The following is a 19,175-nucleotide window of genomic DNA, read 5'->3' on the forward strand; positions in this document are numbered from 1 at the left end:
TAGGTCGTGACCGGTACGTGGACATGGGAACGTACTGTTTTCAGCCGTAACTGATCAGCCCTGGGGGGGCAGTGACATTTTTCAAGCATGCAGGAACACGACGATGGGCAGCGGCGGCGATGAGCGCCGCAGCGGCCGTTCCCCTGCTCGTCGCCGTGCCGGGCACGGCCCGTGCGGCGGAGACCGCCAGTTGCACGGCCAACGGCCGAACGTTCGTCACCAACGCGGTCGGTGACCTGCTTCAATACACGATGGCGACGCCGCTGACCGGCTCGACCTTCTCCGCCTACACCAAGGTCGGTGCCGGTTGGGGAAGTTACGGCAAGGTGGTGGCCGGCCCGAGCGGCCAGTTCTACGCCTTCAAGTCGGACGGCACCTACTACGCTCATCGCACCTCGACGGGCACGTGGGACGTCAGCCCGAAGAGGGTCAGCACCTATCTGGGGTGGCTCGCCAACGCCGCCGACCGCGACCAGGCCACGGTGGACCGCGACGGCCATCTGTGGGTGGCAGACAACCTCGGGCAGCTGTACGCGTATCGCTATGACGCCACCATCGGCACGACAGGCGGTCTCCGCTCCCTGGGCCGGCTCGACAAGGGCTGGGACCGCTACAACCTGATCACCGCGGGCGACTCCGGAGTCCTCTTCGGCCGAGCTGCCGACGGACGGCTCTACCGTTCGCGCTACGACCACTCGAGCCAGCGCTGGCTCGAGCGGCACGTCCTGGTCGGCTCAGCTGCATGGGGAAACTTCGAGGCCATCACGGGCGGAGGTGGTGACACCCTCGTGGCGGTCAACCCCACCGGTGAGGCGCTGTACTACCGCCGTGACGAGGCGACAGGGGCCTGGCCGGTCACCGGCAAGGAGGTCGCGGCGGGGGGTTGGCACAACTTCACCAACGTCACGTCGGCCCCGGACAACTGCCGGCTGACCGCCAACCACACGCCCGCGGCGCAGCCCCAGCAAGTGGAGAACTTTTCGCGCACGGCGGTGATGCAAGGATCCTCAGGGAAACTCGAGTTCGCCTACACCGACAACTTCGGTCGCCTGATGCACGGGCGAACCGATCCGGTCGAGCTCGACAACATCCAGTGGACGCCGATTTCCGTCAACGACGCCTTCAGCGGCCGGCCGTCGCTGTCCCAGCACGCCGACGGCCGCCTCGTAGTGACCGCGCACAACGCGTCCGGCAACGTCTGGCAGCGTCAGCAGACCGCGGCGAACGGCACCGACTGGGCGGCCTGGGCCGACCTCGGCGGCTCCATGGCTCAGCACGCCGTCACGGCGAAGACGCCCTCGGGACTGCTGGTCCAGTTCGCCGTGGACGCCGCGGGCAAGCCCTGGTACCGACTCCAGGCGGCCGCCAACGCGGAAACGATGAGCTGGATGCCTCTGGCCGGCTCCGGGTTCGCCGGGCCACTGACCGTGACCCAGGTCCGGGACGGGATCCAGCTGTTCGGCAGGAACGCCTCCGGCGTCCTGAGCACCGCCCTGTTCAAGCAGGACGGTACCCTTTCCGCCTGGACCGCCATCGGCACGCAGGCGGTCACCGGCGCCCCGTCCGTCATCGTCTACCCCGGCTACCGGATGCGGATCTTCGCCACCGACACCAACGGCAAGATCGTCACCACGGTCCAGTCCGCCGAGGGCGGCGCGTACGGGGAGTGGACCGGTGTGGGGGACTCCGCACACGACAACGGAATGCCCGTCGACCCCCTGATCGTCAGCGGTTCTCCCAGCGCGGTGCTCTCGGCTCAGACGGTCGAGATCGTGGTCCGTGGCGCCGACGGATCCGTCTACAACACGGGCGAGACCTCCCAGGGCAGCGGAGTGTGGCGCCCGTGGCAGAGGGTGGGCGCCGAAAGCGCCGCCACCGAGCCGACTGCCTTCACCTACACACAGGACACCGGGCTGACCTGGGGCTACACCTTCCGCACGGCCGCCAATCAGGTCCGGGTATACCGGGCCCAGTGATCGAGGGACTCAACCACTCATGACGACGAACGGAACGAACGGGACACGGCGCTGGACCGCCACGGCCGTGGCCGCCGCGGCCGCGCTGCCGCTGCTGGTCGCCCTTCCCGGTACGGCCAGTGCCGCGGATGCCGCGAGCTGCACCACCAACGGGCCGACCTACGCGGTGAGCTCGACCGGCTCCCTGATGCAGTACACCATGAAGGCGCCGATCAACGGCAGCGGTGGCTACAACGCCCCCACCACCATCGGGTCGGGCTGGCACAACTTCGGCCTCGTGCTGGCCGGCCCCGACGGGGCCTTCTACGGATTCAAGTCGGACGGCGTCTACTACGGCCACCGCACCGACGCCGGTGTCTGGGACGTCTCGCCGAACCGGGTGAGCACCAGCTTCGGTTTCCTGGCCACTGCCGCCAACCGCGGGCAGGCCGCGGTCGACCGCGACGGCTGGCTCTGGGTGGTCGACGAAGCAGGTGCGCTGCGGACCTACAAGTACAACTCAGCCGCGAACAGCTGGGACGTCGGCCGCAGCAAGGCCCACGACGACGGCTGGGACCGCTACAACCTGATCATCGCCGCCGACGCGGGCGTCCTCTACGGGCGCAGCGCCACGGACGGCAAGCTGTACCGCTCGCGTTACGACATCGCCAGCCAGCGTTGGATCGAGCGGCACGTGCTGGTGAGCCCCAGCGACTGGAACCAGTTCGAGTCGATCTCGTCAAACGGCGGTGACACGCTGTTGGCCACCAAGTCGAGCACCGGCGAGGCCTTCTACTACCGCTTCGACGAGAACACCCGTAGCTGGCCGGTCACCACCGTCAAGGTGGGCACCGGCGGCTGGGCGGCCTTCCGGGACGTCGCCGCCGCGCCCGACAACTGCCGGATCCTCAAGAACCACACGCCGGTCACCACGGCGCTGCCGAAGGAGACCGGCACCCGCACGGCGGTGATCCAGGCCGGCGGCGGGAAGCTGCACTTCGCCTACACCAACAACATCGGGCGGCTGACCCTCGGCACCACGGACCCCGCGGACATCAACAACGCGACCTGGACGGTGGTCCCGGAGAACGAGGCGTTCGCCGGTGAGCCCTCACTCTCCACGCACTCCGACGGCCGTGTCTCGGTGGCCGTGCACAACACCACCGGCAGCATCTGGCAGCGTTTCCAGGCCGCGACGAACAGCACGGACTGGGCGGGCTGGCACGACCAGGCCGGTGCGATGGTCCACCACCCCGTCACCGGGAAGGCGCCTTCGGGCACGCTGGTCGAGTTCGCGGCCGACGCCTCGGGCAAGCCCTGGTACCGCCTCGTGGCCAAGGACGGCCTCAACTTCAAGGGCTGGATGCCGCTGGCCGGCTCCGGCTTCACCGGCCCCTTCGCCACCGGGACCGTACGTGACGGTGTCCAGCTCGTCGGCAAGAAGGCCGACGGCACCCTCGCCACGGCACGGTTCAAGGAGGACGGCAGTCTGTCGGCGTGGACGGCGCTCGGCACCCAGACGGTCACGGGCACCCCGGCCGTCATCGTGAACCCGGGCTACACGGTCAGCGTGTTCGCCACGGACGCCGTCACGAAGAGTGTCGTCACCGCCGCCCAGGCCGCCGAGGGCGGCGCCTTCGGCACCTGGTCGGCGCTGCAAGGCCTCACCGCCAAGGGATCACCCAGCGTCCTGATCGCACCGAACGGCAAGACGGAGATCGTGGTCCGCGGCGAGGACGACGTCATCCACAACACCGGCGAGACTGTCGCGGGCTCCCTCACCTGGCGTACCTGGAAGCCGGCGGCCCAGTACGAGGGTGCCATGCCGGAGGTCACCGCCACCGACCCCACGGCCTTCACCTTCACGGGCCCGAACGGACCTGTCTGGGGTTTCGTGTTCCGCAACAGCGACGACCAGACGCGTGTCTACACCGCCGGTTCGACCACGATCGGCAACTGAGCAGCGCCGGATCGGCGTCAGCGCCGGCCACCTACCCCCGCGGTTCCCGCTGCCCCGGATGCCTCTCCGCCGAGTGCGTCCGGGGCAGCGGTGCGTTCGGTCATGATCGCCCGCGAGACCACGAACGTGACGGGGATGGCCGCCGCGGCGGCGGCCAGCGGGGCCCAGCGGCTGGAGAAGCCCGCCACGTCGACCAGGAGCCATACGCCGCTCGTCGTGATCACGAAGTTCGCGGCGTTGGTCAGCGGGAACAGCAGGAACTTCCGCCACGTGGGACGGGTCCGGTAGGTGAAGCGGCAGTTCAGGAAGAAGGACCCGGTCATGGCGAGGAGGAAGGCGACGACATGGGCGGCCACATAGGGCCGGCCGAGCGCCAGGAACGACAGGTAGAAGCCGTAGTACGTGGCGGTGTTCACCACGCCCACCAGCGCGAACCTGACGATCTGGCCGCGGACGGTCATCGGCGTACGAGCTCCCCACGGGGTCGGTGTTCCGGTACGGGCGTGTTGGTCGCCTTCACCAGGAAGTGCGGGCGCCGTTTCACCTCGTAATAGATGCGGCCCACATACTCCCCGACGAGTCCCAGCATCACCATCTGGACTCCGGCGAGTGCCGTGACCGTCACCAGCAGGGTGACATAACCGGGGGTGTCGACACCGTTCACCAGGGCGTCACCGACGATCCAGGCGGCATACGCGGCGGCGAGGGACACCAGCAGCAGACCGAGATGGAGAGCGGCCCGCAGCGGTTTGTCATTGAAGGAGATCAGACCGTCCAGGCCGTAGTTGAACAGCTTGCCGAAGGTCCATTTCGAGCGGCCCTGCTCGCGCCGGACGTTCTCGTACTCGAAGGTCGTGGTGCGGAATCCCACCCAGGCGAAGATCCCTTTGGAGAATCGGTTGTACTCGGTGAGCTCCAGTATCGCGTCGACGGTGCGGCGCGACAGCAGGCGGAAGTCGCCGACGCCGTCGACGAGCTCGACGTCGACGAGCCGGTTGATCAGCCGGTAGTAGACGCGGGCGGCGACGGTACGGGTCACCCGGTCGCCCGTGCGGGTGCGCCGCGCCACCACCTGGTCGAAGCCCTCGCCGTGCAGCCGCAGCATGCGCCGTATCAGCTCCGGCGGGTGCTGGAGGTCGGCGTCCATGATGACGACTGCGTCCCCGCCCGCATGCTGCAGGCCGGCCAGCATCGCCGCCTCCTTGCCGAAATTACGGCTGAAGGAGACATAGCGCGTACGGGGATCGGAAGCCGCGATCCCTTCGAGTAGGGGGAGCGTACGGTCATGACTTCCGTCGTCCACGTAGACCAGCTCGAATTGCACCGCGAGGTCCCGAGCGAATTCCGCCGCGAGGGATTCGAGTTCCGTGGTCACATGGTCGTGGAAGCGGCCGATGATCTCCTCTTCGTTGAAACACGGCACAACAATCGAGATCAGCACGGAAGAACGACAACCGATGAGCGTGTCGACGGCGGTCGCTCCACATGGCGGGCAGACGACCATTCAATGAACTGGTCCGGGAGGCCGGTGATTTCACCGAAGGGCGCTGGCATATTCGGCCGCACCATGGAGAGAAACGCGCCCCGCGCCGGTGCCCTCGCCGGGCTCCTCACCGCCCTCGCCGTCTGCGCCGGTGACGCCGTCGCCCGGACCTTCCCCTTCGGACCGCGCACGCGCAGCGTCAACGACCTGGGCAACCAGTTCGTGCCGTTCCACGCCCACCTGTGGGACCTGCTGCACGGCCGGGCGGACGGCGGGCTGTGGCTCAACTGGTCCTCCGGTTACGGCACGAGCTTCCTGCCGGACCTCGGCACCTACCTCAGCAGCCCGTTCGCCCTGCTCGTCGGGGTCTTCCCGCGTGACGACACCGATCTCGCGGTGTATGTGATCACGGTCCTGAAGATGGCCGTCGCGGCCGCCGCCATGAGCCTGCTGCTGCTCGTGCGGCGCCACGGGCCGTGGTGGGGCGCGGCTGTGCTGGGCGCCTCGTACGCGCTGTGCGGCTGGGCCGTCGTCGAGGCGTCGTACAACCCGATGTGGCTGGACGGTCTGATCGCCTTTCCGCTGCTGTGCCTGGTCGGCGAGTGGATACGGACGGGGCGGCACCCGGTACTGGGGCCGCTGGTCGTCGCGGTGGTGTGGGTGGCCAACTTCTACACCGCCTACATGGCGACGATCGGCGCGGCGCTGGTGCTGCTGGCCCGCGGGGTCCCCGGGTGGCGGCTCCTGGGCCGGGCGGCGTGGACGGTGCTCCTGGGGATCGGGCTCGCCGCGCCGGTCCTGGTGCCCGTCTTCCTCGGGTCGCGGCACGCCTACCCGGGCTGGACGCGGGAGTTCGCACCCGCCGGGTGGGGGGACATGGCCGCGCGGGTGCTTCCGGCGACGTACGGCTTCTTCACCCCGGCCGTCTTCCTGGGCACGAGCGCGCTGCTGCTGGCGGCGTCGCTGCCCTTCCACCGGGGGGTTCCGGCGCGGGAGCGGTGCATATGGACGGGGCTCGTAGTGGGCGTGGTGCTGTCGCTGCAGTGGGAGCCCACGCACCTGGTGTGGCATGTGTTCGCCACGCCCAACGGCAGCCCGTACCGGCAGACGTTCGTCCTGGCGGGCGTGGCGGTGCTCGCCGCCTGGACGGCGGTCTCCCACGGCTGGCCGGGGTGGCGGGCGCTCGCGGGAGGGACCCTGGTGCTGGGGGTGATCGCGGCGGGCGCGATGTCCGGCGACCTGGCGTCCGGGTGGGCGTACGCGCTGTTCGCGGCAGGGCTCGCGGCCGAGGTCGGCGGGGTGGCGCTGGTGCGCCTGAGGGCGCGGCGGTACGGGATCGCCGGCGCCGTCCTGCTGGCGGGCGTCCTCGTCGGGCAGGCCGCGGCGACCACGGCGTACGCCGACCGGGAGCGGCCCGCGCGGCTGGACGACTACCCGGCCTGGGGCGCGGCGCACGAGGCGCGGGCGGCGGCGGTCGCCGGGGCCGACGGGTGGCCGCGCCACCGCACCGACCCCGGGCGCCCGCAGCTCACGGGCAACGACCCGCTGCTGGTCGGCGGGCAGGGAGCCGCGTACTACAGCAGCCACACCCCGGCGGTGCTGACCCGGACGCTGGCGGCGCTCGGCGGCGGGTGGACGTCGAACGGACGGAACCTCCAGTCCCTGGACAACCCGGTGACGGACGCCCTGTTCGCGGTGGGCGCGCGGTGGCGCGGGACGGAGGTGGTGCGGAACGCGGACGTGCTGCCGCTGGTGACGGTACGGCCGCCCGGGCGGGAACTCCGCTACGGGGCCTCGCCGTTCCGCAACCAGGAGCTGCTGCTCGGGGCACGCGTCTACGACCTCCCCGCCGATGGCGCGTGCCCGGTCGGCAGCGACGTCCACCTGTGGGCGCCCGACTTCACCGGGACGGCACGCCTGGGCACCGGCCCGCCGGTGGAACTGCGCGGCGGCCTGCCCAAGCGCCGCGCCCCGATGACACCGCTGGGCACCCAGCGGACGGCGGGCGTGACCGTGACGCTGGACGGCCAGGGCGCCGTGCCCCCGGCCGGGAGCGTCGGCTGCCTGGACCGCGCCCGGCTCGGGGCGGCCGTGGCCCGGCTGAAGGCGACCGGCGCGGTCGCGGTGCGCGCCACCGCCGACGGCGTCCGCGCCGACCTGCCCCCCGGCGCCCGGGGCACCGCCGTCCTGGCGGCGCCCCGCATACCGGGCTGGCGCTGCGAGGGCCGGCCCGCCGGGTCGTACGGCGGGCTGGTCGCGGTGGAGGTCGGCGGCGGGCGCACGGCCGTGGACTGCGCCTTCCGGCCGCCCGGGCTGCGTGCCGGTACGGGCATCGGGGCACTGGCGCTCACCGCCCTGGTGGCGGTCCGCTGCGCCGGTCGCCTGAGCGCCACCAAGACTTCACCCCCGCACCACCGTGCCGTGACCCGGGCGGCGGCCCGAGCGGCGTAGCTTGCCCCGCATGCCCTCTCTTCTGAGCAACCGGCTGGCGAAGCGGGTCCTGCGCCCCGCGTTCGCCCTGGTCGAGCAGCGCATGGAGCGCGTGACGACCGCGTTCCAGACAGACCTCGACGCCCTGCACCACGAAGTGGCCGACCTGCGCCGCCAGAGTTACGGCCTCGGACTGCTGCTCGACCACGCTGGGCGCGACGGGCACCGGATGCCCACCGCGACCCAGGTCGACACCCTCGTACGCGAAGTGCGCGCCGTCAGCGGCGACGACGGCGAGCGGGCCCGGCACGACATCACCGTCGCCTACCGCCACCTGGTGGCGCTGGAGGCGCTCGGGGCCGGCGGCCTGGCCGGCACGGTCTCCGACGTGTGCGGGCGCCTCGCGACCGTCCCCCTGCTCACCCCGCCCAACGGCGAGGTGCTGGAGATCGGCACCGCGCACGGGCTGTTCGCGGCCGCGCTGCAGCGGATGCTGCGGCGCGGCGGCGTCGAGGGGCGGCTGACGATCGTCGACCCGCTGGACGGCTCGCCCACCCGGGAGGACGTGGTGCGCGGCAACCTGACGCTGGGCGGCGGGAACGGCTCGGCAGACGCGGTACGCCTCACGCGGGGCGGCTTCGGTGACGCGGGCGTACGGGAGCGGATCGCCGACCGCCGCTACGGCGTGATCGTGGTGAACGGCGAGCACGACCTGGTCGCCGTACGGGAGCTCGCGGCGCCCGGGGCGGTCGTCGTGCTCGGCCCGGACGCCGGGTCGCGCCCGGCGGGGCTCACCGGGCTCGGACGGGTCGCGGACTCGGTGTACTGCCGGGCGGACACGGCCTCATAGGCCGCGCATCTGCCGCTGGCGCTCCAGCGCGCGGCGCAGCTCCGCCGGGAGCGGGTGGTACGGGCCGTACACCCGCTCCGTGTCGTACAGCAGGTTCTGGAGCTGCTGGTGGGCCGCCGTGTGGTCGCCCATCGCCAGGAGCAGGTGCCCGATGCGGTGCCGGATGTCGAAGGCGCGGGCCGGGTCGGCGCCGGTGGACTGGCTGCTCGTGTAGTACGGGAGGACCGCGCGGTACTCGGCGAGCGCGGCGGCCGTCTCGCCCAGCTGCTCCAGGCACAGCGCCGCGTCGTACCGGAACTGCAGCGTCTGCGGGTCGGCCGGGCCCGCCTCGGCCTCCCGGTCCTCGGCCAGGCGCCGCAACTCGGGCAGGGCACGCCGGTACTGGCCGTCGTCCATCAGCGTCGTCGCGTACTGCTTGCGCAGGATCCGGACGACCGGGGAACGCTCGCCGTGCTCGGCGGCCGCGGCCGGGAGGATCCCGCCCAGGATGTCCACCGCCTGCGTGATGCCGCCCTCGCCGAGGAGCCGCTTGACCTCGTCGACGGCGGCCGCGACGTCCGGGCGCGTCGCGGCGGGCGGGACGGGGGCCTGCGGCCCGGGCGCGGGCGTGGTGACCCGGTCCGGCCAGGGGGCGTGCGGGCGGAGGAAGGGACGCGTGGGGTCGAGCGGGCCGGACTGCCCTCCGCGGGTGGGCAGCAGCGGGGCGAGCGCCTCGTACACCTCCTGCGCGCCGGACGGGCGGGCCTGCGGGTCCTTGGCGAGCAGCCGCAGGACCAGGGCTTCGAGCGCCTCGGGTATCTCCGGGCGCAGCTGGCGGACGGGCAACGGCGGCTCGTACAGGTGGCGGTGGAGGACGCCGAGGGCGGTGGAGCCGGCGAAGGGCACGTTCCCGCTGAGGAGTTCGTGCAGGAGGGCGCCGAGCGCGTACAGATCGGTGTACGGGCCGACGGCTCCGCCCATGGCCTGTTCGGGCGCCATGTAGGCGGGGCTGCCGATGGGCGAGCCGGTGTGGGTGAGGCGCGTGGTGTCGGTGTCGATGACGGACGCGACGCCCAGGTCGAGGACGGTGACCGTGCCGTCCGGCTTCACCATGACGTTCCGCGGCTTGAGGTCGCGGTGGACGATCGGCACGGCGTGCACGGCGGCGAGCACGGCGCACAGCTGGGCGGCGACGGACACCGCCCACTGCCAGGGGTACGGGTCGTGCTCGGCGAGGTGGTCGGCGAGGTCGGCCCCCTCCACGTACTGCATGACCAGGTACAGGTCGTCGCCGTCGCTGCCCGCGTCGTGGACGGTGACCAGGCCGGGGTGGGAGACCTGCGCGGTGACGCGGCACTCACGGACGAAACGGCGGCGCATCTCGTCGGCCGCGGTGGCGGCGGCCATGTGGTCGGGGCGCAGCAGCTTGACGGCGACGCGGCGGTCGAGCCGCCCGTCGTAGGCCGTCCAGACCTGGCCCATGCCGCCCTGGCCTATGACGGTGGACAGCTCGTACCGGCCGGCGATGACCCGCCCGTTCACCGGCCCTCTTCCCGGGGGTCCCGCGGTTCGTTGCGGAGGAGGTCGCTGAGCTCGTCGAGCTCGGCGCGCACCTGGTCGATGCGCTGCGACGTGGGCTTGGCGGGGGGCTGGGGTGGGGGCGTCGGCTGGGGCTGGGGCGTGAATCGGGGGTCCGAGGGGGGCGCGACCGGACGCGGGGCAGCGACCGGGGGCGCTGGGTGCTCGTACGCCGGGGCGGTACGGGCCCCCGGCGGATAGCCGTGCATGGGATGCGTCGGGGCGATCGGCGACGGCGGCGCGAAGGACGCCGCGAACGGAGCCTGGGAGGCGGAGAAGTGCCGGGTCTCCGCGTACAGGTAGTAGCCCATGACCATCGCCGCCATGAGCAGCAGGGAGCCGATGGCGATGTCCGACCGGGGCATGCTGAGGTCCTCGGTCGGGTCCGACATGACGGTGACGAGTCCCGCGATGCTGCCGGCCAGCACGATTGCGAACAGCGCCCAGTCCCTGGGCCGACGGGTCACCAGCGCCAGCCGCAGGGCGGTACCCCAGGCCAGCAGTCCGCAGCTGCACAGCGGAAGCATGGCGAAGATCACACGCAGCGCGATCAACGACGCCGGGGTCGCGCCCGGGGGCTGCGGCGGCGCGTAGCCATGGCCGTGCATTGCTGCTCCTGAATGACGGAAGATCTGTACGGGGACGAGCGTATACAGCGACACCGACAACGGCCCCGGGGTTCCACGGAACCGTTGTCGAACCGATCACCTGACGGGTCCGTACCGCACCCGTGCTCAGGCCTCGACGGTGCCGTCCGTCAGCCCGTCGTACATGCCCCGCACCAACCGCTCGCCCAGCCGCCCGGCGAGGCGCAGCGCCTCCTCGAACTCGGCGAGCGCGCGGAACCGCTCGCCGTACCGCTGCTGCTCGGCGAGCGGGAGGCGGGGCAGCTGGAGGCGCCGCACGTCCAGGCGGGTCGCGGTGGACGCGTAGCTGCTGGCCTGGCGGTTGTTGGCGGTGCCGCGCAGGAAGCCGGCCAGGAACCAGGGGTCGAGCGCCGCCGGGTCGGGGCGCAGCAGCTGGAGGTTGCGGCCGAGGGCGGCGCCCGCGGTGGCCTCGTCGACGACACGGGCGATCGCCCCGCCGCCGAGGACCGGGACGACGACGTCACCGGCGCGTACGAGTACGGGCTCCTCGCCGGTGCCTTCGGCCAGGCTGCCGGAGGGGCCCTGGCCGGTCAGGACGTCCTGCTCGGTGAGGACCGGGAGACCGGCCGGGCCGGTGCCGGTGCCGCCCGCGCGCAGCTCCAGGGCGCCGGTGCGGGCCAGTTCGCCCACGGTGACGCCGGGCATCCGGGCGGGTTCCGGGTGCGCGGCGGTCCGGAGCGGGGGCGGGGTGAGTTCGCCGGTGCGGCGCAGCACGGCCGTCAGCCGGTCGCGCACCCCGGCCAGTTCCTCGGCCCCGCCGGCGGCGGCCGGGGGCGGCAGGTGGCGGGCGGGCGCCAGGTCGACGTCGTCGTCGAGGAGTTCGATGACGGGAACTGACCGGTGGGCGCCGGGCCGTTCGCTGACCGTGCCGTGCTTGTCGAAGGGCGTCCACGCGTCGAGTACGGCGGTGTGGACGGCTGCCCAGTCGAGCTTGTCGCGGCCGGCGTCGGTGTGCTCGGCGGTGTCGACGACCAGGAGTTCCGGTGAGGCGGGGGCGCCGGCGACGGGCTTGCGCAGCACCCACAGGTGGAGCGGGATGCCGTACGGGGGCGCCGCCCCGGCCGGGAGGGCGACGACGGCCCGGAGCGCGCCGCGGCGCAGCAGGTCGGCGCGGATGCGGCGGCCGGAGCGGCGGGAGGCGGCGGCGGGCGGCATCAGCAGGACGGCGGTGCCGCCGGGGCGCAGCCGGGCCAGCGCGTGCTGGACCCAGGCCAGTTCGGACTCGGTGCGGGCGGGGAAGCCGTACTCCCAGCGCGGGTCGTAGGCCAGTTCGTCGTGGCCCCAGTTGCGTTCGTTGAACGGCGGGTGGCAGAGCACCGCGTCGGCGGTGAGCTGCCCGAACGCGTCGGCGCGCAGCGAGTCGCCCGCGCGGGCGCGGACCTCGGCGCCGGAGTGCAGGGCCAGCCGGAGGGCGGTGAGCGCGGCCAGGTCGCGGTCGGTCTCCTGGGCGTACAGGGCGGCGGGCTCGGTGACGGCGCGCAGCAGGGCACCGGTGCCGCAGGCGGGGTCGAGCACGGTCGCGGCCGGTCCGGCGAGCTCGGCCATCAGGGCGGCGGGGCCGGGCGGTGTGAGGGTGTACTGGCGCGGGTTGGCGTCCAGGTGGCGGCCGAGGAGGAACTCGAAGGCCTGCCGGGCGCCCGTCTCGGCGGCGAGCTCGGTGACGGCGCGCAGCAGCGGGACGGAGGGCGCGAGTTCGGTCGGGTGCGGGGTGGGGACGGCCCGCTCGGCGCCGAAGCGGAGCGTGAGGACCTCCTCCAGGGCGGTGGGCAGCAGTTCGGTCATGCGCTCGTCGGACACGGCGGTCAGCTCCAGCCAGGCGCTGGACCTCTCGCGTACGAGGAGGAGGGCGCAGCCCGCGTGGACGAGGGCGGTGACCGCTCCGGCGGGGTGCCCGGCGATCTGCTGCCAGACGCGTTCACGGAGCGGTACCTCGGCGAGCTTGCCCTGGGTGCGCAGCCACTGTTCGACGTCGGCGAGGGCGAAGGACGGGCTGGCCTCGGTGCCGCCCACGGGCTTGGGGAAGTCGGCGTGCCGACGCCGCCAGTTGCTCACGGCGGCGCGTCCCACCCCGGCGAGGCGGGCGATCCCGGCCGCGGTCACCTCTGCTGCGTTGTCCGGCACCGGCTGACTCCCTTCCATCTGCTGCTGTGGCGCCGATCCTACAGCCGCACACAAGAGGGACCGCTTCACAGTGTGATCGGCGATCCATCCTGTGAAGCGTGTTGACTCGGTTCACAGGCTCTGGTCTTATTGACCCGTCGCCACACGGGGCAGCTGCAAAAGCCCCGACAACCCCTGCCCCTGTCCGGGAGGACACCCATGTCCGACTTCATGCAGCAGCCCCAGCACGGCACCCACCAGCCCCACCCCGGCTCCGGCCCGTACGGTGGCCCGCCCCAGCAGCTGGGACCCGCCCGCAACGGCCTCGGCACCGCCGCGCTGGTCCTCGGCATCATCGGCGCCCTCTCGGGCGTCATCCCGCTCCTGTTCTGGCTGGCCGGCATCCTCGGCCTCATCGCACTGATCCTGGGCCTGGCCGGCCGTGGGCGCGTCAAGCGGGGCGAGGCCGTGAACAAGGGCGTCACGACGACCGGTGCGGTGCTCGGCCTGGTCGCGCTGATCCTGTCGGTCGTCGGCGCGGTGATCACGTTCAAGGCCGTCGACGACGCGGTGAAGGAGATCGACAAGGAGCTGAGCGCCACCGCACCGAAGGACCCGGCCGCCGACAAGAGCAGCGGCGCCCCGGAGGCGACCGAGGACGCGGTCGAGGGCAAGCCGCTGGCCGCCGGTGACACCTCCATCTACGACGACGACGTGCAGGTCACCGTGTCGGCGGCCACGTCCGTCAAGCCCGGCGAGTTCGCCATCGGCCACACCGAGGGCAACAAGGCCTACGAGCTGACGATCGTCGTCGAGAACGCCGGCAAGGAGAAGTTCTCCACCGACACCCTCACCGTCAGCGCCCGCGCCGGCAAGGACGGCGTCACCGCCGAGGAGATCTTCGACGGCGACACGTACGGCAAGGGCTTCTCCGGCGCGATCCTGCCCGGCAAGAAGGCCACGGTGAAGTACGCCTTCGACGCCCCCGCCGACGCCAAGACGCTGACCGTCGAGGTCCTTCCCGGCTTCGACTACAACGCCGCCCAGTGGGACCTGAAGCTCTGACCGAGCCCCCTCCCCCGCGCCCCCACTCCCCCGCAGCACCCCTCCCCCGCTCCACTCACACCCGGAGAAACCACCCCCATGTCTTCCACCGTCCTCCGCACGTTCAAGCGCCCCGCCGTAGCCGCCCTCTGCGCCGCCGCCGCGCTCGGCCTGACGGCCTGCGGCCCGTTCGGTTCCTCCGGCGGGGTCGAGGAGACCGGTCCCTTCGCCGGGCTGTCCGGCCCGCAGATCGCCAACAAGGCCATCAAGGCCACCAAGACGGCCGACTCCCTCACCCTCGACGCCAACCTCAAGACCTCCGAGGGCCAGATGAAGGCCTTCATGGCCCTCGACACCAAGGGGCAGTGCGCCGGAACCATAACCATGGGTTCCACCGGCACCATGGAGCTCATCAAGAGCGGCAAGCTCGCCTACATGCGCTTCGACGAGGCCTTCCTGCGCGATCAGAACAAGGGCGGATCGCCGGAGGAGACGGAAGCGGTCCTGAAGATGCTCAAGGGCCGCTGGGTGCAGAGCGACGCCACGGACCCGGAGTTCAAGGACGGCCTGGAGATGTGCGAACTGGACACGATGCTGTCCGAGTTCGAGACGGGCATCAACTTCGCCAAGCGGGGCGAGGAGACCACCGTCAACGGCAAGAAGGCGCTGACGCTCACGGAGAACGACGGCGACGCCACGTACAAGATCTACGTCGCCACGGAGGGCGAGCCGTACCTGCTGAAGATCGAGCAGAAGGGCGGCGAGGAGCCGGGGACCATGTCCTTCAAGGACTACAACAAGCCGGTTCCGGCGAAGAAGCCGGCCGTTAAGGACATCCTCGACCTCGACGAGCTCGGCAAGCAGTAACCAGAGCCACGGGGGGAACACGGGGGAAACGCGGGGGAGCCGGACAGACCGTCGGAGGGGGCGGCCTGTCCGGCTCCGCCGTGCGTCCACCAGGACCCACGGCGCGGCGCCTACAGCCGGTGGCGCACCCACACATTGGGCTCGACGTACACGGCGTACCCGCTCGACACCTCGCACCGCACCGGCACCAAGGCGCCCTCCACCTCCACCGGGCCGTCCGTGTCGAACGGCAGCCCCGTCCACTCCCGCCAGCGCTCCACCGAGTGCGCGATCGTCATCGACGCGGGCGCCACCGCCTCCACGGCCCCGCCCGCACGGACGTGGACGCGCAGCCACGGGTCGTACGGCAGCCCGTCCTCTTCCCGCGTACGGAAGGCGTACTCCCCCATCGGCACCCGCGGTTCCAGGTGCTTGCCGCTGGGCCGGACCGGCGCGACGACCTCCCGGAACCCCAGCCGCCGCGCGTTGTCCCGCATGGCGGCCAGCATCCGGGCGGACAGGCCCTTGCCCTGTACGCGGGTGTCGACGGCGATTTCGATCGCGCTCACCGTGTCGGGAATGCGCCCGTGCCGCCGGTCCGAGAACGCCCACAGCAGCACCTGGTCCCAGCCGGTCGCGGGGAGCTCACCGCGCCCTTCGGCCCGCAGCTGGAAGGGAACGCTGAACGCCCGGGCCACCACCGCCCCCTCGGAGTCGGTGGCCACGAGCACGTACTCCGGCAGCTCGGCGACGATCCGCCCGATGTTCGCCCAGCCGATCGGGTCGTGGCGCATGAACTCGGGCCACAGGTCGAGCATCTGCCACAGGGGGTTCTGGAGTTCGGGGCGTTCGGCGAGCGTCGTTATGTGCAGTTCCATCCGGGCAGGCTAAACAGCCCCTCCAGCGGGCCCAATCCATTTACGCGCGGCTCAACCACCGCACTGCACCCGCATGGTGCGCTTGTCGGCCGCGGTCACCGGCAGCCGGTACTTCACCGCCACTTGCGCGAACCGCACCACGTACGCGCAGCGGATCCCCTTGTCCGGCGGCAGCCAGGACGCCGGGCCGGAGTCGCTCTTGCGGCTGTTCGTCGGGCCGTCCACCGGCAGCAGGTTCAGCGGATCGTTGGCCAGCTGTTCGCGCTTGTCCTCGGGCCAGCGGGCCGCGCCCATCTGCCAGCTGTACGACAGCGGAACGACGTGGTCTATCTGCACCTGCGCCGCCTCCGCCTTCTTCCAGGCGATGTCCTTGCCCGTGTACGGGTCGTGCAGGGTCATCGCCACGACCACGCAGTCGGAACCGGAGCGGAAGCGCAGCTCCCGGCCGTCGCGGCGCAGGAGGTCGTTGCGGGTGTCGCAGCCGTTGCGCGCCAGTGGTACGCCGTCGGCGGTGTCCATCCAGGCGTAGCCGAACTCGTCCCGGTCGTAGCCGGTCTTCGGCCCGCGGCCCTTCACGGTGAGCGTTTCGACGAGCCGCCGCGCCTCGGCCCGGTCGGCGTCCGACGTGAGGGGCGCCAGGCCCGGCTTCGTACCGTCCGGGTTGTCCAGCGGGGCGGTCGCTCCCGCGGGTGCCGGTCCCGGCCCGGGCGTCCCGTCGCCGCCGCCCGCTCCGGCCACCGGGCCACCCGCGTCGCATCCCGTGACGAGCGACGCGGCGAGCAGGGCGGCGAGCGTCGCGGCGGTGAGGACCGGCGGCCGGGGCATCCGTGTCATGGGCATTCCCGCATGGTAGGCGCCGGGTCTACACCTTGCCGATCCCCAGGGTGTTCTCGGCCGGCAGGAGGCCGCTGCCGAGTACGGCGAGCCAGATGCCGCCGAGCGCCTCCGCGAGCCGTTCGGTGTTCCCTGCGCCGAGCGCCGCCCAGGGGCCCGCGGCCATCTCGTCGGTGCGGCGCTCGACCTCGTCGCGCAGCGCGCGGCCCTCCTCTGTCGCCGTGCCCCCGGCCGTCAGCAGCCCACGCGCGACCAGCCGTGCACGGGCGGCCGACCACGCGTCCTCGGTCCAGCCCCGGCTCGCGAAGACCTCCGGGGCGGCGGCGCCGATGGCGGCGAAGGAGACGAGTGCCTCGACCGGGTCGAGCCCGGCGGTGAGGAGCGCGGCCAGGTGGCCGTCCCCGCGGTGCTCGCGCAGTACGGTCGCGGCCTGCCACAGCACCAGGTGCGGCTCCTCGGGCCACTCCCGTGCGGCGTTGGCGGCGGCGAGCGGCCGACCGGCGTGCACGGCGGCCTCGGCGGCGCGCCGGGCGAGGGCGGCGGCCTGCTCCAGGTCGCCCGTCCCTTCCCCGAGCAGCCTCCGCATCTAGTCACCGTCCAGATGGAGCGTCCACCCCGGCACACGAACTTGTCATGCTGTTCACAACCTGATCGCGCCACCCACCGCCGGCCGATGAGCCTCCGCCCCGGTGCCGGCACGCCCAAGGTCGTCGCCCGCGGCGACCTCGCCGAAACCGTGAACGGCCTCAAGGCGCAGCCGGGCGGCGACATCATCGCCCCGCCTGAACGAGGGGTGCCTTTCAGCCGCCTTCGACCATCCGCAGAACGTCGTCGAGGGCACGGCTCAACTGCGCCACGAGCGCGAGCAGATCGGCGTCCGCCGGCTGCGCACCCTTGAGGGTCCGTTCCGCCCGGCCCAGCAGGTGCCTCGCCATATCGAGCCGGGCGGCCTCCATCTCGTCCGCGAGGCGGGAGACGGGGCCGTCACCGTCGCCGATGACGTAACACCGCTTCCCGTCGCCACCGGCCCAGGGCAACTCCCGCACGCTCACCCGGCCACCCCCGCCCGGGCGCCGCAGCACCACGTGTACTCCTGCTCGCACGCCCGCAGGTAGGGGCGGACCAGCGCGGTCGCGTCACCGTCGAGGGGTTCGTACCACTGCCGTACGGTCGGCGCGGGTTGCGTGGCGACGGCGGGCGGGTCCGGACGCGGCGGTGCAGCGTTCGCGTCGGTGGCGCGGTGGCGGATGCGCGGGGCGGCGGTTCGCGGCCGCATTCGTTCAAAGAGGTCCAGGAGTAGGCGGTGCATCAGGGTGCACTCCTTCGTCAGACGTCGGTCGTACAGCAGAGCTCGGCCCACATGGCGCGCCGTTCGGAGTCGACCCCGCTGGCCGTACTGAGGGATCGGACGATGACCGAGCCGGGGCCGTGACACTGAAGCAGGGACAGGACCGAGGGACCGGCCGCGGTGATGCGGACGCGGCGATCCGCGGTGGACAGGGTCATTTCGACGGCGTCGGGCCGGCTTCCGATGGCCGCCACGAAAAGTTCGTGAGCGATGAGCGGGGCGTCGGCATGCGGAATGCGGAGCGCAGTCCACCCCCGGACGGCTCGGGCCTGCTCGGGCAGCCCAGCAAAACACTTGCACCACGTGTACCCCCGTCCGGGCATGCAGGACCTCCCGAGGGAGTTATCTGACGTCAGATAACTCTTATCTGACGTCAGAATGCCGCTGCCGTTGGCGCAGGTCAAGCCGGGCGGGACATTATGTGTACGCAGATTAAGAAGCCCGTTCGGAACGGTGGTGTGGCGTGACTCAGCCCGAATACCAGCGGATCGCCGCTGACCTGCGGCGCCGTATCTCCTCAGGGGAGTTCGGGCCTGGCGACAAGCTGCCCATCCTCCCGGCGCTGTGCGACGAGTACGGAGTCTCGGAGGCCACGATCCGCAATGCCCTCGGCTTGCTTCGCAATGAAGGCGTTGTGGAGAGCCGGGCTCGCGCGGGAACCCGCGTACGGCCTCGGCCACCCGTCCATCGCATGGCAGCGGATCGTTACCGCACGCAGAACGGCGCGAAGTCCACGCCCTTCACCCGTGATCAGGGAATCGGCTGGTCGGAGTACCGGCTCGAAAAGCGCTTCGAGCAGGTGCGGGCAGACCCGGAGGTGGCGGTGCTCTTCGAGTGCGAACCGGGAGAACGGCTTCTCGCGCGCCATTTCGTCTTCTACGACAGCGACATGCCGACCCAGATGAGCACGAGCTACCTGCGGTGGAGCGACGTCGCCGGGACTCCGGTCGCGGATCCGATCAACGAGCCGTGGCCCGGCGGAACGCGAGCACAGTTGTCCTCGCTCGGCATCACGGTCAGCCGGATCACCGAGTCGTTCATGTGCGGGATGCCCACCACAGACGAGGCGACCACTTTGCGTATCGGCACCGGCGTCCCCGTCCTGCGGTACACGCGCCGACACATCGCGGACACGGGTCGCGTCGTCGAGGTGGCGCACCCGATCGTGCGGCGGGGTGACACCACCGTGGTGGACTTCGTCATCGATCTCGACGGCTCGTAGCGCCGGACACCGGGCGGCCTC

16 protein-coding genes and 1 pseudogene are annotated in these 19,175 nt (G+C 71.9%); 7 read left to right on the plus strand and 10 right to left on the minus strand.

All coding sequences use genetic code 11. From position 1 onward, the window contains the following. Window positions 1-119 precede the first annotated feature (119 nt). Together ABT360_RS09035 and ABT360_RS09040 are read left to right on the plus strand one after the other, a co-directional pair. Window positions 120-1,976, plus strand: a complete 1,857-nt coding sequence (locus ABT360_RS09035; RefSeq protein ID WP_351812999.1) for a tachylectin-related carbohydrate-binding protein — start codon at window positions 120-122, stop codon at window positions 1,974-1,976. A 19-nt stretch (window positions 1,977-1,995) separates the two neighbouring features. Further along, the gene (locus ABT360_RS09040) at window positions 1,996-3,915 is read left to right on the plus strand and encodes a tachylectin-related carbohydrate-binding protein (RefSeq protein WP_351813002.1); all 1,920 of its coding nucleotides are present in this window, start codon (window positions 1,996-1,998) and stop codon (window positions 3,913-3,915) included. Window positions 3,916-3,932: 17 nt separating this feature from the next. On the opposite strand, the gene ABT360_RS09045 is transcribed toward ABT360_RS09040, so the two are convergent. Both ABT360_RS09045 and ABT360_RS09050 read right to left on the minus strand, forming a co-directional pair. Beyond that, window positions 3,933-4,376 carry a GtrA family protein gene (locus tag ABT360_RS09045; RefSeq protein ID WP_351813005.1) on the minus strand — a complete coding sequence of 148 codons (444 nt, stop codon included), beginning with the start codon at window positions 4,374-4,376 and terminating at the stop codon, window positions 3,933-3,935. Continuing rightward, window positions 4,373-5,356 (minus strand): glycosyltransferase family 2 protein, encoded by a 984-nt coding sequence (locus ABT360_RS09050; RefSeq protein WP_351813008.1) that lies wholly within the window; start codon window positions 5,354-5,356, stop codon window positions 4,373-4,375. Before ABT360_RS09050 ends, ABT360_RS09045 begins: the two co-directional genes overlap by 4 nt. A 126-nt stretch (window positions 5,357-5,482) precedes the next feature. Here ABT360_RS09050 and ABT360_RS09055 point away from each other — a divergent pair, with 126 nt between their 5' ends. Beyond that, window positions 5,483-7,849 (plus strand): YfhO family protein, encoded by a 2,367-nt coding sequence (locus ABT360_RS09055; RefSeq protein ID WP_351813011.1) that lies wholly within the window; start codon window positions 5,483-5,485, stop codon window positions 7,847-7,849. A 10-nt stretch (window positions 7,850-7,859) separates the two neighbouring features. Beyond that, window positions 7,860-8,678 (plus strand): class I SAM-dependent methyltransferase, encoded by an 819-nt coding sequence (locus ABT360_RS09060; RefSeq protein ID WP_351813014.1) that lies wholly within the window; start codon window positions 7,860-7,862, stop codon window positions 8,676-8,678. Here ABT360_RS09060 and ABT360_RS09065 read toward each other — a convergent pair. The 3 genes from ABT360_RS09065 to ABT360_RS09075 form a co-directional block, all read right to left on the minus strand. Then, entirely contained in the window at window positions 8,673-10,199 is a 1,527-nt protein-coding gene (locus ABT360_RS09065) for a serine/threonine-protein kinase (RefSeq protein ID WP_351813017.1), read from the minus strand. The two genes, ABT360_RS09060 and ABT360_RS09065, sit on opposite strands and share 6 nt — an antisense overlap. Continuing rightward, window positions 10,196-10,843, minus strand: a complete 648-nt coding sequence (locus ABT360_RS09070; protein WP_351813020.1) for a hypothetical protein — start codon at window positions 10,841-10,843, stop codon at window positions 10,196-10,198. Before ABT360_RS09070 ends, ABT360_RS09065 begins: the two co-directional genes overlap by 4 nt. 126 nt (window positions 10,844-10,969) lie before the next feature. Beyond that, entirely contained in the window at window positions 10,970-13,021 is a 2,052-nt protein-coding gene (locus ABT360_RS09075) for an N-6 DNA methylase (protein ID WP_444852199.1), read from the minus strand. A 180-nt stretch (window positions 13,022-13,201) separates the two neighbouring features. Here ABT360_RS09075 and ABT360_RS09080 point away from each other — a divergent pair, with 180 nt between their 5' ends. Both ABT360_RS09080 and ABT360_RS09085 read left to right on the plus strand, forming a co-directional pair. Beyond that, entirely contained in the window at window positions 13,202-14,047 is an 846-nt protein-coding gene (locus ABT360_RS09080) for a DUF4352 domain-containing protein (RefSeq protein WP_351813026.1), read from the plus strand. Between the two features lie 78 nt (window positions 14,048-14,125). Further along, window positions 14,126-14,893 (plus strand): hypothetical protein, encoded by a 768-nt coding sequence (locus tag ABT360_RS09085; protein ID WP_351813028.1) that lies wholly within the window; start codon window positions 14,126-14,128, stop codon window positions 14,891-14,893. Between the two features lie 110 nt (window positions 14,894-15,003). Here ABT360_RS09085 and ABT360_RS09090 read toward each other — a convergent pair whose 3' ends face one another. From ABT360_RS09090 to ABT360_RS09110, 5 genes and pseudogenes are all read right to left on the minus strand, one after another. After that, window positions 15,004-15,750: an N-acetyltransferase gene (locus ABT360_RS09090; RefSeq protein WP_351813031.1), complete on the minus strand. Its 747-nt coding sequence runs from the start codon at window positions 15,748-15,750 to the stop codon at window positions 15,004-15,006. A gap of 51 nt (window positions 15,751-15,801) precedes the next feature. Then, window positions 15,802-16,584, minus strand: coding sequence for an HNH endonuclease family protein (locus ABT360_RS09095; RefSeq protein WP_351813140.1), 783 nt, complete (start codon window positions 16,582-16,584; stop codon window positions 15,802-15,804). Window positions 16,585-16,612: 28 nt separating this feature from the next. Then, a pseudogene (locus tag ABT360_RS09100) lies at window positions 16,613-17,167 on the minus strand (SCO6745 family protein); the annotation flags it as partial. Between the two features lie 217 nt (window positions 17,168-17,384). Beyond that, window positions 17,385-17,669, minus strand: a complete 285-nt coding sequence (locus tag ABT360_RS09105; RefSeq protein ID WP_351813033.1) for a hypothetical protein — start codon at window positions 17,667-17,669, stop codon at window positions 17,385-17,387. Continuing rightward, window positions 17,633-17,893, minus strand: a complete 261-nt coding sequence (locus ABT360_RS09110) for a hypothetical protein (RefSeq protein WP_351813036.1) — start codon at window positions 17,891-17,893, stop codon at window positions 17,633-17,635. Before ABT360_RS09110 ends, ABT360_RS09105 begins: the two co-directional genes overlap by 37 nt. Before the next feature lie 502 nt (window positions 17,894-18,395). Between ABT360_RS09110 and ABT360_RS09115 the strand changes: the two genes are divergently transcribed. Beyond that, window positions 18,396-19,154 carry a GntR family transcriptional regulator gene (locus tag ABT360_RS09115; protein ID WP_351813039.1) on the plus strand — a complete coding sequence of 253 codons (759 nt, stop codon included), beginning with the start codon at window positions 18,396-18,398 and terminating at the stop codon, window positions 19,152-19,154. Window positions 19,155-19,175 lie beyond the last annotated feature (21 nt).

Origin of the sequence: Streptomyces sp. NPDC000229, assembly GCF_040300825.1 — a bacterium.
GTDB lineage: Bacteria > Actinomycetota > Actinomycetes > Streptomycetales > Streptomycetaceae > Streptomyces.

What these genes read in the sequence shown, in the direction of transcription:
- ABT360_RS09035 (WP_351812999.1), top strand. Translation starts at nt 120, where the DNA reads ATGAGCGCCGCAGCGGCCGTTCCCCTGCTCGTCGCCGTGCCGGGCACG.
- ABT360_RS09040 (WP_351813002.1), top strand. Translation starts at nt 1,996, where the DNA reads ATGACGACGAACGGAACGAACGGGACACGGCGCTGGACCGCCACGGCC.
- ABT360_RS09045 (WP_351813005.1), bottom strand. Translation starts at nt 4,376, where the DNA reads ATGACCGTCCGCGGCCAGATCGTCAGGTTCGCGCTGGTGGGCGTGGTG.
- ABT360_RS09055 (WP_351813011.1), top strand. Translation starts at nt 5,483, where the DNA reads ATGGAGAGAAACGCGCCCCGCGCCGGTGCCCTCGCCGGGCTCCTCACC.
- ABT360_RS09060 (WP_351813014.1), top strand. Translation starts at nt 7,860, where the DNA reads ATGCCCTCTCTTCTGAGCAACCGGCTGGCGAAGCGGGTCCTGCGCCCC.
- ABT360_RS09070 (WP_351813020.1), bottom strand. Translation starts at nt 10,843, where the DNA reads ATGCACGGCCATGGCTACGCGCCGCCGCAGCCCCCGGGCGCGACCCCG.
- ABT360_RS09075 (WP_444852199.1), bottom strand. Translation starts at nt 13,021, where the DNA reads ATGGAAGGGAGTCAGCCGGTGCCGGACAACGCAGCAGAGGTGACCGCG.
- ABT360_RS09080 (WP_351813026.1), top strand. Translation starts at nt 13,202, where the DNA reads ATGTCCGACTTCATGCAGCAGCCCCAGCACGGCACCCACCAGCCCCAC.
- ABT360_RS09085 (WP_351813028.1), top strand. Translation starts at nt 14,126, where the DNA reads ATGTCTTCCACCGTCCTCCGCACGTTCAAGCGCCCCGCCGTAGCCGCC.
- ABT360_RS09090 (WP_351813031.1), bottom strand. Translation starts at nt 15,750, where the DNA reads ATGGAACTGCACATAACGACGCTCGCCGAACGCCCCGAACTCCAGAAC.
- ABT360_RS09095 (WP_351813140.1), bottom strand. Translation starts at nt 16,584, where the DNA reads ATGACACGGATGCCCCGGCCGCCGGTCCTCACCGCCGCGACGCTCGCC.
- ABT360_RS09110 (WP_351813036.1), bottom strand. Translation starts at nt 17,893, where the DNA reads ATGCACCGCCTACTCCTGGACCTCTTTGAACGAATGCGGCCGCGAACC.